The sequence below is a fragment of the Bacillus sp. D48C genome, assembly GCF_053345735.1.
This window is the reverse complement of the sequence record NZ_JBKFAQ010000001.1, coordinates 20,653-37,955: the sequence shown is the minus strand read 5'-3', so window position 1 is coordinate 37,955 and position 17,303 is coordinate 20,653. Positions and strand designations below refer to the sequence as shown.

General features: G+C 39.0%; 15 protein-coding genes. All 15 read right to left on the bottom strand.

Annotation, left to right across the window (positions count from 1 at the left end):
* Positions 1–51: 51 nt before the first annotated feature.
* Positions 52–1,377, bottom strand: coding sequence for a gluconate permease GntP (gntP, locus tag ACLBXA_RS00250; RefSeq protein ID WP_000356190.1), 1,326 nt, complete (start codon positions 1,375–1,377; stop codon positions 52–54).
* A gap of 114 nt (positions 1,378–1,491) precedes the next feature.
* Positions 1,492–2,217 (bottom strand): GntR family transcriptional regulator, encoded by a 726-nt coding sequence (locus ACLBXA_RS00245; protein WP_000539293.1) that lies wholly within the window; start codon positions 2,215–2,217, stop codon positions 1,492–1,494.
* Complete coding sequence (locus ACLBXA_RS00240; RefSeq protein ID WP_001227514.1) at positions 2,217–3,233, bottom strand: sugar kinase; 1,017 nt, start codon at positions 3,231–3,233, stop codon at positions 2,217–2,219. The genes ACLBXA_RS00245 and ACLBXA_RS00240 overlap by 1 nt, the downstream gene beginning before the upstream one ends.
* Complete coding sequence (dagF, locus tag ACLBXA_RS00235; protein ID WP_000181897.1) at positions 3,226–3,981, bottom strand: 2-dehydro-3-deoxy-phosphogluconate aldolase; 756 nt, start codon at positions 3,979–3,981, stop codon at positions 3,226–3,228. Before dagF ends, ACLBXA_RS00240 begins: the two co-directional genes overlap by 8 nt.
* Position 3,982: 1 nt before the next feature.
* Positions 3,983–5,086, bottom strand: a complete 1,104-nt coding sequence (locus ACLBXA_RS00230) for a DgaE family pyridoxal phosphate-dependent ammonia lyase (RefSeq protein ID WP_000510111.1) — start codon at positions 5,084–5,086, stop codon at positions 3,983–3,985.
* On the bottom strand, positions 5,064–6,164 hold the full coding sequence (locus ACLBXA_RS00225) for an amidohydrolase/deacetylase family metallohydrolase (protein WP_000139936.1): 1,101 nt from the start codon (positions 6,162–6,164) through the stop codon (positions 5,064–5,066). Before ACLBXA_RS00225 ends, ACLBXA_RS00230 begins: the two co-directional genes overlap by 23 nt.
* 360 nt (positions 6,165–6,524) lie before the next feature.
* Positions 6,525–7,385, bottom strand: a complete 861-nt coding sequence (locus tag ACLBXA_RS00220) for a D-Ala-D-Ala carboxypeptidase VanY (protein WP_000759400.1) — start codon at positions 7,383–7,385, stop codon at positions 6,525–6,527.
* Positions 7,386–7,467: 82 nt separating this feature from the next.
* The gene (locus tag ACLBXA_RS00215) at positions 7,468–8,574 is read right to left on the bottom strand and encodes a sensor histidine kinase (protein ID WP_000002601.1); all 1,107 of its coding nucleotides are present in this window, start codon (positions 8,572–8,574) and stop codon (positions 7,468–7,470) included.
* Positions 8,567–9,265 carry a response regulator transcription factor gene (locus ACLBXA_RS00210; protein ID WP_000822507.1) on the bottom strand — a complete coding sequence of 233 codons (699 nt, stop codon included), beginning with the start codon at positions 9,263–9,265 and terminating at the stop codon, positions 8,567–8,569. Before ACLBXA_RS00210 ends, ACLBXA_RS00215 begins: the two co-directional genes overlap by 8 nt.
* A 199-nt stretch (positions 9,266–9,464) precedes the next feature.
* Entirely contained in the window at positions 9,465–10,571 is a 1,107-nt protein-coding gene (menC, locus tag ACLBXA_RS00205; protein ID WP_000403313.1) for an o-succinylbenzoate synthase, read from the bottom strand.
* Positions 10,571–12,016, bottom strand: coding sequence for an o-succinylbenzoate--CoA ligase (locus tag ACLBXA_RS00200; protein ID WP_000449560.1), 1,446 nt, complete (start codon positions 12,014–12,016; stop codon positions 10,571–10,573). Before ACLBXA_RS00200 ends, menC begins: the two co-directional genes overlap by 1 nt.
* A 318-nt stretch (positions 12,017–12,334) precedes the next feature.
* Positions 12,335–13,153, bottom strand: coding sequence for a 1,4-dihydroxy-2-naphthoyl-CoA synthase (gene menB, locus ACLBXA_RS00195; RefSeq protein ID WP_000963888.1), 819 nt, complete (start codon positions 13,151–13,153; stop codon positions 12,335–12,337).
* A 68-nt stretch (positions 13,154–13,221) separates the two neighbouring features.
* Positions 13,222–14,034 carry a 2-succinyl-6-hydroxy-2,4-cyclohexadiene-1-carboxylate synthase gene (gene menH / locus ACLBXA_RS00190; RefSeq protein WP_001103351.1) on the bottom strand — a complete coding sequence of 271 codons (813 nt, stop codon included), beginning with the start codon at positions 14,032–14,034 and terminating at the stop codon, positions 13,222–13,224.
* Positions 14,031–15,785, bottom strand: a complete 1,755-nt coding sequence (menD, locus tag ACLBXA_RS00185) for a 2-succinyl-5-enolpyruvyl-6-hydroxy-3-cyclohexene-1-carboxylic-acid synthase (protein ID WP_242298068.1) — start codon at positions 15,783–15,785, stop codon at positions 14,031–14,033. The genes menH and menD overlap by 4 nt, the downstream gene beginning before the upstream one ends.
* On the bottom strand, positions 15,782–17,176 hold the full coding sequence (locus ACLBXA_RS00180) for an isochorismate synthase (protein ID WP_000616702.1): 1,395 nt from the start codon (positions 17,174–17,176) through the stop codon (positions 15,782–15,784). Before ACLBXA_RS00180 ends, menD begins: the two co-directional genes overlap by 4 nt.
* Positions 17,177–17,303 lie beyond the last annotated feature (127 nt).

The window sequence follows — 17,303 nt, the reverse complement described above, 5'->3', positions numbered from 1 at the left end:
TGTTTTAGCAATTGGGCTTAATCAAAAAAAAGATACCTATTCAGGTATCTTTTAAAGAAACATATTCAACAAAAGGGCAAAACCGAATGCAATAAATGACAACAATGTTTCCAGCACCGTCCACGTTTTAAATGTTTCCTTCACCGTTAATCCTAAATACTCTTTTACAAGCCAGAAGCCTGCATCATTTACGTGAGAAAACATTAATGAACCTGCACCGGTTGCAATAACGAGAAGCTCTAAATTCACACCAGACATGTGCTGAATAACCGGTGAAACAATTCCTGCTGCTGTCGTTAGTGCGACTGTCGCTGAACCTGTTGCAATTCGAATTAATCCAGCTACCATGAAAGCTAATACAATTGGTGATAACGAAATATGTTCTGCCATTTGTGCAATAGCCGTTCCAACGCCGCTTTCAATTAATATTTGTTTAAATCCACCGCCTGCACCAATAATTAAGATAATGGAGCCGACCGGTAATAAACTTTCATCCGTTAATTTTTTAATTATCTTTTTATTAATTCCTTGTCTTATTCCAAGTAAATAAAATGCTGCGAAACATGAAATAAGTAAAGCGATTACTGGACTCCCTATAAAAACAAAAAATTCAGTTAACTTTTCTGGTAATGAAATATATGGTGCAACTACTGATAAAATCATCAATACAACTGGTAATAAAATAATAAAGAATGATACTTTACGACTTGGCAAATCAGTTGATACTGTCGTAACTCGAACAAGCTCCGGTTCATTTTCCGGTATAACCCTCTTATGTACCCACTTTGCAAATATTGGCCCTGCTATAATAGCCGTTGGTAACGCGATAAGTAATGAATATAAAAGTACCTTTCCTAAGTTCGCGTTATAAATACCGATTGCTGTCATGGCACCTGGATGTGGTGGTACTAGCCCATGTACGATAGATAATCCCGCAATAACAGGTAACGCAATTAATAATATATTTTGCTTCGTCGTTTTTCGAATGGAAATAACAAGTGGTAATAAAATGACGATCCCTACTTCAAAAAAGACAGGAATCCCTATAACAAACCCCGCAAATAACATAGCCCAAGGTAATTTTTTTACGCCGAAAAATCGAATAAAGAAATCTGCAACTTGCATGCCTGCCCCTGAATCAGACATCATTTTCCCTAATATCGTTCCAAGTGCCAAAATACCAACTAAATGTCCTAGTACACTACCAACACCAGTTTCATAGGCAGCCACTATTTTCGTTAAGTTCAGTCCAGACATAATAGCTAAAAACAAACTCGCAACTGTTAAACTAATAAATGCATGCCATTTCCACCATGATACCCCTAAAATAACAATTGTGATCGCAAGTAACGTGACGATTAATAAGTATATATCCATCTCTCATTCTCCTTACTTTTATCCCGATTGGTGTGGGCTAATAATTAGTGGGTGATGCCCTCCTCCACTAATTAAAGTTTTACTTTATAAAAAAAGAGGGAACATCCCCTCTTTTTATACGTCATAATTCACTACATAATGCTGCATTTCTGTATTGTAGTAGCCTTCGCTATATTCAATTACTTCGCCAACTTCATCATAAGAATAGCGCATACGTTTTAATAACGCTGTCCCCTCTTTTTCACCTAGCGCTTCTGCAACGAAGCTAGGGGCAAGCCCAACAGCGAATTCATCTCTGAAGTTTTCTAAATGTATACCTCGGTCTTCAACTAAATCATAAAGCGATTGTAAATCAAAGTCCGATAAATCTGTACTTGCCATGTGTGCTGAGAAATAGTGCGTATAATGAATGTACGGTGTATCATTTAACGTATATAAACGTTCGATACGGAAACTCTCTTTCCCGAATAATCGAAATGGCACTGTTCCTTCCTCATTATGTACGACTTCTGCTTTTAGCAATTTCTTCTGTACTTTATATCCTTCTTCCACTAACACTTCTGTAAATTTCTTACCCTTTGACAACTTTGTCGCCGAAGTATTACGAATTACTTTCGTTCCTTTACCGCTTTTTTTTTCCAAGTATCCTTCTTGAGCGAGTTCTTTAATGGCATTTCGTACTGTAATCTTGCTAACTTTGAACTCTTCCTCTAATTGCGGTTCTGAAGGAATATTCGTATGAATCGCATATACACCATGTAATATGCGATCACGAATAATATTTTTTATTTGTAAATATAATGGTCCTTTTTTCCTCGTTACGTTCACTGTTACACCCACTACCTTTCTACATCACCTACTGATGCCGTCATTGCCCGAAGTATATCTTTCTCTGATGACATTGGCGTATCACCGACGATTGTATGTGCTAGCATTCCAGCTGCTGACGCAAATGAAACAGCTTTCTCTGGTGCGAACTCTTTTATCTCGCCATGAATAATTCCGCTCGTATAAGCATCTCCAGCACCTATTCTATCATATACAGAAAACGTAAGTGTTTTTGCAAAAGTGAACGATCCATCTTTACATATAAACCCGCGAAGCGAATGTGTATTATCACTGTTAATAGAGCGATGAGTACCAGCGATTGTAGCAATATGATACGTTTCAGCTACCTTTGGAATGAGATCCAGCAGCTGCGCCTCACGCTCCGTCTCTTCTGTTTTCATCCCAAGAACGAACATCGCATCTTTTTCATTCATCATAACGATATTAGCAAGCCCTAGCATTTCTTCATAATGCGGTTTTGCCTGTTCATATCCGTCTTCTCCCCAAAGTGAGGGACGATAATTACAATCAAAAACGACGGTTCCTCCGTTTTCTTTAACTGCTCTCGCTAAAGATTTCATATGATGACGCACAGTATCATTCATCGCAAGTGTAATACCGCAAAAATGAACGATATCAATTTCCTTTGCGATTTCTTCAAATTGATACATTTCTTCACATGCCGTATTGAAGCTACTTTCTAATCGATTCGAATATGTAACGCGGCTTGCACGTGCACCGAATCCATTTTCTAAAAAATACATACCTACATATTTACCACCTCTTGAAACAAGAGAAGTTTGAATCCCTAACTTTTGAATGTAAGATACAGCTGCATCTCCAACCGAATTTTCCGGTAAAGTTGAAATAAGAAGCCCTTCATGCCCTAAGTGAGAAAGTGCCGCTACAACGTTCACACCTGTACCTGAAAATGAGTAATTTAACGTGTTAGCTTGCGACAACAATTCATATCCAGGTACTTGCAGGCGCATCATTACTTCGCCGAACGCTGCAATTTTCTTACGCATATTGATCAACTAGCTTTTTCACGACTGCTAATAATTCACGAACATCTTCTACTTTCGTATTACCAGTTTCTTTATCAATAATAGAAGAGTATACGTGCGGGATAACTTGCTCTACATTTGCCTCAAGCGCAATACGTACAATTGTTTCAAAGTTTTCTTTATCAATTCCACCTGTTGGCTCTAATGCGAATCCTTCTTCTGCACAAGCTTTCGCAACTGCGCGATATTCTTCTTCGTGAGCTAGCCCTTTCATCGGGAAGTATTTCAATGAATTTCCGCCCATATCACGTACAAGTGCGATCGCTGTTTTAATTGGAACGATTGCTTTTTCTTCTCCAGCCGCACTAATTGGGCCAGTAGAAATATTTACGTAACCTACTTTTCCTGTTGGTGATACTAAACTATTAATCCAGCTATCCTTTTCGCCGAGATTTGCTCGCGTTGCTCCAACTGAAGGGAACACTTGGTTAATATGGCTACCAGGATAATGCTTCGCAATTTCAGCTACAACTGCTGCTTGGCGATTATCTCCTGCGCCTAGTCCGATTGATACAGCGTCATCAATTTCTTTTCCGTATGCTTTCATAGCTGTAACAGCTTCTTCTACTGTTGGGTAGTCTTTTGATAACACTCCCACTACTACATAACCTTCTGCTGCTTCAAAAATATCTTTTGCATTTTCTATATTGTTTGCTAATACATTTAATGCTACGTGGCCTTTATAAAAACGTTTTTGAATGTTTGTCATTTTAGTTTCCCCCTACGATTTCTCTCAATTTTTCTTCAATCACATGTATGTCATCACCTTGAAGTGGACGTGGATCAATATCAAAGAATCCTTGTCTTACTCCGTAATCACGTGTATAAATGGCGATTTCCCCTTCGCGTAATGCAGTCACAACTTCTTTTGCTGATTTGTTTAACTCTTTCTCGTTAATATGAATACGAGCTCTAAAGATTGCTCTTCCTGCTTCATCTTGAACGATCGTTACATTTACACCATTTAATTCTTTTAGCGGCATAAGTACTTGTAATAGCTCTTTTTCTTGCTCGCTCTTATCTTCTTTTACTCCGTACTCATCAAGCGCTTGAAGTAAACCGAAAGTCGTCTCTTTCCCAACTTTCATACTTCTTCCGATGCAATGTAATTGTACTTTCAGCCACTCGATGTATTTTCGTTTCCCGCCAACAATACCAGAAGTAGGCCCTTCAATCGCCTTTGAACCGCTATAAATGGCAAGATCTGAATACTTCACATATTTTTGAATATCTCCTTCAGCTGCTGCATCCACGATAAGCGGTACGTTATTTCGCTGCGCAACTTCCCATGCTTCTTCAACAGAAATCATATTTTTTTGCACTGCATGATGTGATTTCACATACAGAATCGCTGCTGTATTTTCACCAATTGCATCTTCAATATGCTCTGCTTTCCCTTCATTTGCATAGCCAACTTCAACGAGTTTACCACCGCCTAAGTAAATCATCGTTTCAACAGGTGCACCGTATTGAACGTTATGACCTTTTAACATAATCACTTCGTTTTTCGCGATTACTTCTTGATGAAGTCTTTCACTTTTACGGCGATTTCCTTCTGTAACGATACCAGCGATAGAAAGTGCAATTCCGCTCGATGCTGAATTCACAACGACTGCTGCCTCTGAATCTAGAATTCTCGCAATATGGTCTCCCGCTTTATCTACTAAATCAGCAATTTCTACATAATTTTGTCCACCATGCTTCATCGCATCCATAACTGTATCTGTAGGAGCGGATACACCTAAAATACTCATTCTACCGCTCGCATTAATTACTCTTTTTAATCCGTACTTAGCATTCAATGAATGACCCATTGATTACAACCCCTTTCGTATCAATTCTTCTTTCAGCAATGCGCTGATCCCCTTCTGAATCAATTAACGTAACCTTCTCATCTTTCACCGTAAATAAAGTTAAGTTTGCAATATCTCCTTCTTGAATGCGGCCAAGCTCTGGTTTCTTAAGCCATTCTGCTGCATTTTTCGTAACCGCATCAATCACTTCTTCTAGCGGATAACCTAAGTAAAGGAATTTCGAAAGAACGTGAGCCATACTGTAAACTGGACCGTGTATACGGTTCTTCCGGTAAATATCTGTACTAATTGTACGAAAGGCAATACCGTAACGCTTCGCTGCTTCTGCTACTTTAAAAGAAAAACTAGCGTTACCGTGACCAACATCTAAATGCACACCGCGATTCACTGCATCTAGTAACACAGGTAGTGGTTTACCTTCTTCATCAAATAAATTATTTTCTTTCCCGTTTAAATAATGTGTAATGACATCATCTTTTTCTAAAAGAGGTACAACTTCCTCAATGCGAGGAGGCGCTGAACCGATATGTACCATAATCGGTAATGATGTTTCTCGAGATAAAGCGCGCGCTACATGCAGCGGTTCAATTCCACTATCACAAACGACACTTTTACTCATTCTCGCCTTTAACCCAACGATTACATCTTTATACTTTTCTACTGCTTCTATCGCTTTCTCTTTATCTATCCATTCCATATTGGATAATTCATCAATTCGTTTCAAACCGATGCGAGAAATATTTAAAAAGGCAAATAAATTTGTCTTTGCCTGCTCTCTACTTTTTACTAAATCTGCAATGCGATCAGCACCGCAACTACCCGCATCAACAATTGTCGTTACCCCTTGCTTAACGCCAATTTCATCCACCTCATCGCCATACGGATCAAACTCTGGAAAAGCATGAACGTGCAAATCAATCCAACCACTCGATACGTAAGTACCAGAGTAATCAAGAACCTTTCCACCCTCGCCAGCACCAGCTTTCGTCACCTGTGCGATTTTGTTATTTTCAATTACAATGTCAATCTCTTCCCCGTTCACACGTTTCACATTACGTAGTACGAATCGTTCTGTCATTGTATTTCCACCCTTTTCTATAAGAAGCCATAAGAATACGCTTACATTTAAGTTTCATTTTTTATATCTCTTTCACACGCTTAGCGTAACACAAAAAAAGGGAGAAGTAAATATAACGTTATAATGTTTAAAAGTAAATAAAAAGATGCTCCTCCAAAATGTTGATAGTACAGGAAATTATATCAACGATTTTTCGAATATATCTATCATAACTTACAATATATCAACGATTTTTTAATTATATCTATCGTAACTCAAAATATATCAACGATTCGACAAGGAATATCGATTTACCGACAAAAAACGTCAATTCCTTTCTTATATAAGAAAAGGCTGTCCCAAATGGCACAGCCTTTTTCTCTATTCCTGAACCGTCACAATAACCCCATCCATATTGTTACCGGAAATTTCATACTGCTTGTTTGCTGGAACGTTCACTTTCGTATTCTCAGAAACTTTATAATAAGAAACAGTATATTTCTTACCTTCTACTTCAGTTGAAACCTCTTTTTCCTCTTTTAAAAACTCTAAATATTCCTCTAGTGTAAAATTCTTTTTTTGCATAATTGCGCTATGAGGTAGGCCGACATAACGGATATGCCATGGCTCATATTGAATTCCAGTAATGTTACTTTTATTTTTCGGATAACGTAATACAAAGCCATGCTTCCATACGTTCTCTTCAATCCATTTTCCTTCAGGCGCTTTCTCCATTTTTTTTTGAGTAGACCCAATGTCCAGTGATAATCCTAAATTATGTTCACTGTATCCTGCTGGAAGTGCATAATCAGATCCCATTTTTTCATATAGCTGTTTTTGCTCTTGGAAATCTCTATAACCACTACTAATCAAAAAATGGTTAACACTTTCTTTTCCAGCCGCATCGACAACGTTCAAAAACTTTTTCACAACATCCTTTGATAAACGAAGATTTCTATCAAATATTACATAGCCTCTTACTAATTCACTATTATGATTTATATTTATAATATCAGACCTAATACTATCTTTTTTTACTGGATAATCCCTGTTAACTAATAATAAATCACCCTTATAAATTTGTTCCTTCGTAATCTCTTTCCTCTCAGTGTTTGCCGCCTTTACTAGCTCATCTTTCCCGACAATTTTAACATCGATTTCCTTTTGAAATAAAGGTGATATATAAACGCCTACACATACTGTGCATGCTATAAAAAAAGAAATAAATACCCACTTTTTCATTTCTAGTTCCTCCTTAACGTAACTTACGTATAGAATAGAAAAAACTATTAAAATAAAAAGTGGGGTAAAGTTTAAATTTTTATTAAATTGTTACATTCTCGTCTTTTGGCAATCGTACTTCAAATATCGTTCTAACTACATTGCTTTCAGCAGAAATCGTACCATTATGCTGCTCGACAATATTTTTCGCAATGAATAGTCCAAGGCCTGTCCCGCCACGGTTCTCAGTTCTCGCTTTATCACCTGTGTAAAACATATCAAAAAGATACGGTAAATCTTCTTCTGGAATGCTATCTCCATAATTCATAATTTGTACGACAACTTCTCTATTATCAACATACCCATTCATATCAATAAATTGCCCATCATATCCGTAACGAACGGCATTTGTTAACAAGTTTTCAAATACTCTAGCTAACAATTTTCCATCACCGTGCATCGGTAAATGAGGGTCCACATTCAATCTAGCTTCTAAATGATGTTTTTCTAATAACGGATACAATTCCTCCTCTAACTGTATAAGTAACTCACTTATATCAATCGGCTTTTTATCCAGCTTTAGCATGCCATAATTCATACGTGTAATTTCAAATAGCTCATCAATTAAACTTTCCAGTCTTTGCGATTTTGTATATGCAATTGTGGAGAAATGTTTAATTTGTTCTTTTGTTAAATTTTCATCTTTAAGAATTAAATCTAAATATCCTAACACGGATGTTAATGGCGTTCTTAAATCATGAGCTAAATTTACAACAAGCTGATCTTTACTACTTTCAGCAAAATCTCCTCTTTCAACAGCTTCTTTTAACTTTTCACTTGCAACATTTATTTCACGCGCGATATTTCCAAACTCATCATTTGATGAAACTTGAACTTTATTCGTAAAGTTACCGTTCGCAAGATGATGAATCCCATTAGAAATTTCATCAAAGTATTTTAAATACGGTTTTGTCAAAAAGAAGAAAAAGATAATAGACAACGGAATAAAGAAAATTAAAAAGAAGTTAATGTCTCCAAATTCCCTTACCATTGACCTAAATTGTGCTAAAGGCTCTTCGTAGCGAACCATTGTTTTATAATACAGCTGCAATCCTTTATAAATTATATAAGTTACAGTTGCTGCAAGCACCATACTTAACGCAAATAAGGCAATCATTTTAAATCGAAAACTTTTCATCATATTAGCCATTGAAAGTATAACCTACTCCCCACACTGTTTTTATTAATTTATCCTTTCTTTTATCTTCTCCAAGTTTCTTCCGCAAAGTACGAATATGTACCATTACTGTATTTCCACCTTCATAATAATCATCCGCCCATACGTGCTGAAAAATATTTTCCACATTGTATACTTTCTTCGGATGACTCGCTAATAAATATAAAATATCGAACTCTTTCGGCGTTAATTCAATTTGCTCACCATACACATCAACCGTCCTGCGCTCAGGATTAATTACGACTCCGCCTATTTCTAAAGCAGATTTACTCTCCGCTACTTTCGGTTGATTTAACGTAAAAAACCTACGCAGTTGTGCATTTACACGTGCAACTAATTCTATCGGTGTGAAAGGCTTCGTCATATAATCATCCGCACCTAGTACAAGACCTGTCACCTTATCAAAGTCCGAAGTTTTCGCGCTTAAAAAAATAATTGGCATATGATGTTTCGCGCGAATTTGACGCGTCACCTCATAACCATCCATTTTCGGCATCATAATATCTAAAACTACCAAGTCGATTGGCTGCGCTTCAATAATATGAACCGCCTCTTCCCCATCCGCTGCTTTCACAACATGGTACCCTTCTTTTTCTAAATGTATCTCAATTAAGTCAGCAATTTCCGCCTCATCATCAGCTATTAAAATTGAAATGCGCTTCATTTTACTCCCCCTTTTTCATTCCATTTTTATACGCTCGATTGTAAACTAGTCTATCCAATTTGTACAATACGAAAAGGCTACTCGTTACAGTAACCTTGGTAAATAAAATTATATCAGCGATTATTGAAATATATCGACTTACCGACAATGAACGACAAAATCCTCTCGCTACTTGCGGGCATCCTAATGAAACTTCCATTTACCGTTCAAACACAATCCGCTGCTTCGTGATTTCCGCCAGCCTTCCGCGATCTACTTCATACTCAGCATCAACGCTTTGCGGCACCATCACTTTCCCGCCCTCAAGCGTCACTTCCGGTGAAATAATATCCCTCTGCCAATGTCTACTAGAAGCAGATATGTCGCCTGGAATCGTAAAGTTAGGTAATGAAGCAAGAGCAACATTTTGCGCTCGTGAAATCCCCATCTCCACCATACCACCGCACCAAACTGGTATGTTATGCTCCATGCAATAATTATGAATTTGAACCGATTCTGTTAATCCGCCCACTCGCCCTGGTTTAATGTTAACGATGCGGCAACTACCAAGTGTAATCGCAACGCGTGCGTCTTCTAAACTATGGATACTTTCGTCTAGACAAATTGGCGTTTCAATCTTCTTCTGCAGCTGTGCATGATCGAGAAAATCGTAATCTGCTAGCGGTTGCTCAATCATCATCAATTGAAATTCATCTAGTCGTTTCAGTTTCTCTGTATCCGCTAATGTATACGCTGAATTTGCATCAGCCATTAACGGGATGTGCGGGAACTCTTTACGAATCTCTTTCAATAATTCGTAATCATGCTCTGGCTTTATTTTCACTTTAAAACGCTCGTACCCTTCTTCTGCGTACTTCTCGATTTGTTTTAACATAACCGGAATCGTATTGATCCCAATTACAACGCCGACTTCAATTTCAGGGCTAGCTCCTCCAAGAACTGTCGCTAGCGATTTCTTTTGACGCTTCGCATATAAATCCCAAATAGCCCCCTCTATTCCGGCTTTTGCCATTCGGTTTCTTTTTATATGTTGAAATAGACCCGGTACCTCATTCGGATGAGAAATTTCAGCCTTTAATAAATCAGGTAACAAAAAGTCTTGCAGTACATGTAGTGCTGTCTTCACCGTTTCTTCCGTATACCACGGTTCAGAAAATGCAACGACTTCCCCAAATCCGATGTACCCGTCTGTATCCTCTAATTCAATAACAATACTCTCACGCTTTTCGTAAGTCCCGTAGCTCGCAGCAAACGGGATTACGAGTGGCATTTCCGTTATATACAGTGTCGCTTTTTTTATTTCCACTACATCTCCTCCACTAATTGTCTTAGCTCTCGTCTTAACAATTTTTTCGAAGCATTTCGTGGTAATTCCTCTAAGAAACACGCTTTTTTCGGCACTTTATATTTCGCTAATTTCTCCTCGCAAAAATGAATAATTTCTTCTTCTGTTACCTCCCCATTTTTTACAACAAAAGCAGCTGGTACTTGTCCCCATTTATCGTCAGTCATACCGACGACACCTGCTTCTGCTACCATCGGATGAGAAAGCAACACTTCTTCAATTTGGGCCGGATATATATTCTCTCCGCCAGAAATGATTAAATCACTGCGTCGATCTAATACGTATAAAAATCCTTCTTCGTCTAAATAACCGAGGTCACCAGTATGAAGCCATCCATTTTGAATGGTTTCGCGCGTCGCATCTTCACGGTTAAAATAACCGCCTGTTACGTTCGGTCCTTTTACTACGATCTCGCCTTCCACTAACGGCGGCACTACTACACCATCTTTTTCAATACGAAGTTGGCACTGAAATAGTGGTTTCCCGGCAGACCCTACTTTCGTTAACATGTAATCCGCGGATAACGTACAAATTTGCGACGACGTTTCTGTCATACCGTACGTTTGATATACAGGAATTCCTTTATCTACACATGTTTCGAGTAACGGTTTCGGCGCTGGTCCTCCGCCAAGTAACATACATCGTAAAGAAGATGGATATGTCTCTTCTCCAAGTCTCTCTAATAAGTCAGTTAACATTTTAGAAACGACAGAAATAATTGTTACGCCTCTCGTTTGAAGTGCTTTATGAATAAAGTCAGCATCATATTTCGGAACGAGTAAAATGCGCATTCCGTACATAATATTTTTCATTAAAAGAGATAACCCGCCAACGTGGAACATCGGCATACAGGCTAACCAACAATCATCATCACGAAGCCCTAAATTAAGCGAAGAGCCTACCGCGCTTGCCCAGTGATTACCGTACGTTAAAATAACGCCTTTCGGTTTCCCAGTCGTCCCAGACGTATAAATAATTGTCATCGCTTCTTCTAAAGTGAATTCTTCTTGTATAGAGGCTTCCGCCTTCGGTCCATTCATCACTTCGGCGAATGGATATACAGGAACATCTTTAGCTTCAAAATCTTGATCCGTTACTAAACATACAACCTCAGCATCCTCCATTTGCCAAAGTAGCTCTTCTCTTGAAAGACGCGTATTTAAAAGTACAGCTACTGCCCCTACATAAGATAGGGCGTGAATAACTGTAATCATCTCCATACCATTTTTCATCAGAACAGCCACCTTTTGCCCACGCTTCACTCCTACATACGTGAGGTGTTCACAAACAGATACTACTTTTTCATGCAGCTGCACGAAAGTAACTTTCTCTTCCTCTATTTCAATTGCAGTGCGATCTGGTGTTAAAAATGCACGTTGCTTTAACCAATTTGGCATCGTCTCCATCATACATTCTCCTTTCATGAAAGAAAGAGACTTGATATGACATCAAGTCTCTTAGTTGTTTTGTTTCCGGTTTGATCTCATCTAGCTGCGCCTCCTAGCCCCTTCCGTCTAAGAACCTTCCGCACGAGAAAGTAAAGTACACTTTCTGTGCGAAAGAACCTTAGCCTACGAGGCTAAACAGTCGGCTCTGCTTTTAAAACATCCAGCTATAGTAGCTAGAATGTTCGGTGGCTTCACTTCTTCCTACGAGGCAAAAAGCGCCTCTACGTCAGAAGCTCCATCCCCCTCACATTCTAAGCGAGCCGCTTTCGCTTTTGATCACGGGAAACGAGGGAATTGACCGAAGTCCGGACTGCGTTTTTCTTTGAACGCGTCGCGACCTTCTTTTGCTTCGTCAGTTGTGTAATACAATAATGTTGCATCTCCAGCTAGTTGTTGAATACCAGCTAGACCGTCTGTGTCTGCGTTGAATGCAGCTTTTAGGAAACGAAGTGCCATTGGGCTGTTTGCTAAGATTTCTTGTGCCCATTGTACTGTTTCTGCTTCAAGTTCTTCTAATGGTACTACTGTGTTTACTAAGCCCATATCAAGCGCTTCTTGTGCACTATATTGACGGCATAGGTACCAAATTTCGCGAGCTTTCTTGTGGCCTACCATACGAGCTAGGTAACCAGCTCCGTATCCACCGTCAAAGCTTCCTACTTTAGGACCTGTTTGTCCGAATACAGCGTTGTCTGCAGCGATTGTTAAGTCACATACGATATGAAGTACGTGTCCACCACCGATTGCATAACCTGCTACCATTGCGATAACTGGTTTAGGAATTGCACGAATTAGACGTTGTAAATCTAATACGTTTAAACGAGGGATTTGGTCGTCACCTACATATCCACCATGACCGCGAACTTTTTGGTCGCCGCCAGAACAGAATGCACGTCCACCTTCACCTGTTAAAATGATAACGCCAACATTTGCATCATCACGAGCGTGTGCAAAAGCGTTGATTAACTCCATTACCGTTTTTGGACGGAATGCGTTATGTACTTCAGGACGGTTAATCGAAATCTTTGCGATACCATTGTATGTTGAATAAATAATATCTTCGTAATTGCCTTCTTTTACCCATTCAATAGCCATTACAACTACCTCCTTGTATATTTCTGATTTCATCTATAAGCGTGGCTTCCTTCTTGCTGAAAAAAGTATCACTGCATAGTTTTTAGAAATCCCTTTACTATTGTATCAAACTTTTCCGGTTGTTCCACATGAATTGCATGGCCAGCACCATCAATTTTGACAAATTTCGCGTCAGAGACGCATTTTTCGATATTTTTTAATATGCGAAAGAACTTTTCATCATGCTCCCCGTTCATTAAAAGAACAGGCATTTTCAAGTTGTGTAGCTCATCCCACCATGAAGGCTGAGCCCCTGTTCCCATGCCGCGTAAGCTATTGGCAAGTCCTTTTGGATTGTTAGCAAGTCGTTCTTTTCGCACTGCTTCTTGTACGTTTTTTGCTAAACTTTTTTGCGTTTCAAATAGCGGAATATTTTCCCACATTAATACAAAACTTCGGATGCCTTCTCGCTCAATTTTATCAGCAAGTCGCTCATCCTTTTCACAACGTTCTTTTTGGTCCTCTTCACTTTCAAGCCCAGCTGTACAATTTTCTAATAAAAGAGAATGTACATACTCTGGATATAGACATGCCAGAGTAATCGCCAGTCTACCGCCCATTGAATAGCCAAGTACGTGCGCTTTTTCAATATGAAGGTAATCTAGTAGTTCTTTCATTTGCAATGCCGCATTTCGAATATCATAATGATTCACATCTTCGGGACTTTCTGTTTTTCCATGCCCAACAAGATCTACTACAATAACTTGAAACTGCTCGCTCCATGAAGGGATAAAAGAACGCCACGTTTCCATGCTTCCCGTAAAACCATGAAGAAGTAGAAGTGGTTCCCCACTTCCGACTACTTCATATTCATACGATACACCTTGCAGCGTTACGTTCATTTCGATTCACCTTGTAAAGATGTAGTAATCACGTCCATCGTTTTTGCCCATAATGTCCGGTGCAATATTAAGTTTTCATCACGGTTCGTACAAATTTCCACAACGTGTAAACCTTCTGTAGTCGTTCCTTTTTGTACCTCTTCTCGGAAGCTTTCCCAACCATTTACACGGCTAAATGAACCACCGTACATTTTAACAACGTGTTCATAATCAAGACCAATTGGTGTTCCAAATAATGATTCGAAATGTTCCTTTTTCTCATACTGTGGTAAGAATGAGAAAATACCGCCACCGTCATTATTTACAACGACAATTGTTATATTTAATTCATGTAATTTCGCGGCTAACAGTCCATTTAAGTCGTGATAAAAGGATAAATCACCGATCACTAATACGAGCGGATCGCTAATAATGCTCGCTCCTAAAGCTGTCGAAATGATGCCATCAATCCCATTCACACCGCGGTTTGCCATAACTTGAATATTTTTATCCAATGTGAAGAAGAATGAATCCGTATCACGAATTGGCATACTATTACTCGCAAAGAATGTTGCCCCGTCTGGTAGTACGCGGACAATATCCGTAATAACTTTCCCTTCAAATGCAGTATCATATGTTTCCATTTCACGAAGCGTTTCCTTCGTTTTTTCGTTTATATGTTGCCACATTCCGAACCAATCATTCTTTTTCATAACTGGCATTTTTTCTATTAATGCACTGCAAAATACAATATCATTTGCTTGGACAACTTCTGTCGCAACGAGAGCTGGATCTCTCCATTGTCCAGATTCATCAACAACGATATGAACTGCTTTCGTTTGTTTTTTTATGAACTGCGTTAATGATTTGGAAACAGGCATACCACCAAAGCGAATCATAACTTCTGGCTTCCACGTTTCTTTTAACAGTTCATTTCGTAAAAATGTATCATAACAGTCGATTACCATCGTTTTATCGTGATGTCCGCTACGAATATTAGAAAGCGGATCTGCCAATATTGGATATCCAGTTTTTTCAGCTAATTCTGCCGCAAATGCTGCGAGTTCTGAATGACTATCGTCTCCACAAATAATAAGCCCCTTCTCCATATGTGAAAGGCGCCCTACAAGCGAATCTACATATTCACTCGGCATCGTCACGTTCCCTTGCTGAACTACTCCTGTATATTCCCCGCGTCCTTTATCCCATAAACCTTCTAATGAGAAATCCGGGATAAGCGGTTCGCGTACTGGAAAATTAAGATGAACAGGTCCTTGCGGCGCTAAACAAGCATTCGCTATCATACGCTGCGTTGTCATGCGAGCGTAATGATACATCGCTTCACTCGCTTCTGGAAGAGCCATCTCTGTAAATTGCTTCACAAATGTACCGTATAAATTGAATTGATTCATCGCTTGTGGTGCACCGACATCTCTTAATTCATGCGGTCTATCTGCCGTTAAGACGATAAGCGGCACTCGTGAATGAAAAGCTTCACATACAGCTGGATAGTAATTAGCTGCTGCCGTTCCTGATGTACACAATAATGCAACAGGACGTTTTTTCGCTTTTGCGATACCGAGCGCAAAAAATCCTGCAGATCTTTCATCTACATGTAAATATGTGTTCATTCCTTCGTGTTGTTCCATTAGTAGAGCTATCGGCGTTGACCGTGAGCCTGGACTAATGACAACATCACATACATTTAGACGCGTCAGTTCATCCACGAACGCGCCTAAATAATATGATAATGCTTCTATATGATTGTTCATTTCATTAATTCCTCCAAAGCACCAAGCATCGGTCTAAACTTCAAACTTGTTTCTTCATATTCAAGTTGCGGTACAGAATCAATTACAATCCCGCAACCGGCAAATAAGGATGCTTTCTCGCCATTTAATAACCCGCAGCGGAGTGCAACCGCAAACTCACCATTTCCTTCATCATCTATCCAGCCAATCGGTGCGCCATATAATCCTCTGTCTAACAATTCAACATCACGAATCAGTTTCATCGCTTCCAAACGAGGTGTCCCGCCAAGAGCTGGTGTTGGATGTAATTCTTCTACCATTGTTAAAAGACTCGCATCGCCTTTTGCCTCTACAGGCGTATATAAATGAATTAAGTTTTTCGTTGTTAATAAGCCCGGACTTTCCGGAATATTAACGGATTCGCAGTGCTCATTTAATACCGACCTAATCATATTCACAACATAACCGTGTTCAGCTAAATTCTTTTCATCATGAAGAAGCGCATTACTATTTCGCTTACTTTCTTCTATAGATTGACCATGACCAGTTGAACCAGCAAGACACATCGAAGTAAACTTCTCATCTTCTTTGCGAATTAACCTCTCTGGCGTCGCTCCTAAGAAGCATGCTCCTTTATAATCAAAAGAAAATACGTAACAATCCGGTTGCCCAATGCGAAGTGCTTCTAAGACAAGAGCAGAATCAATATGATGATCCATCTCTACTTTTAACTCCCTCGCTAATACAACCTTCTGCACGTTCCCCAGCTTCATTTCATCTTGTACTTTCTCAATGGCCTCCATCCAGCCTTTCGGATCCACTTCTACTTTAGAAGTAACTGTTAATTTCGATCCTTCTAATGCACATTTACTCTCCCAAAAAATTTTCTCTTCTAAAGAAATCATTTCGTTAGAAAGAGTCTCTGCACAATCTGTTGCTGAGACAAATGTATTCATCGTTAACCATGCTTTTTCATTTTTTACAGTTAATAAAAATGCTGGTAGTGAAAATGTCGTATCATCAAATTCTTTCCATAAGTCCGTTTTCTCTTTTTCTTGGTCAAATGAAAATCCACCAAATAAAAGAGGACCTGTTCCAAATTCGTATTTTTCTCTTTGTACAAATGCTTTCTCTTTTACTTTATCCCACTCGTCACGAGCAGTTTGAAAGCGTTTGTGAGAAGCAGTTGCTATAGTGAAAACAGAGCCAATTCCAGCAAATATTACATGCTGAGCCGGGTCTGCAAAATAACATCTATTTTCGAATGCAATCCTTTTTCCTGCTGCATAAAACAGAAGCGGATCCATCCAGTCTATTTGTTTTACGAAGCTAACCAATATTTTTTCATCAGTTGCACGCTTAATGGCTGCACTAAGAGCTTCTTGCAAGCCTATTTGTTTCGTTTGAATCACAATTGTCTCCCCCCTATGGGCGAAAAATAGTCATAATTACGCTTGATTTTAAGATACACCTCAAACGAAAGGCCTGTCAACGTTTAGCATTTCTGAGAAATTCACCTTCTCTTCCTAGAAAATAAAC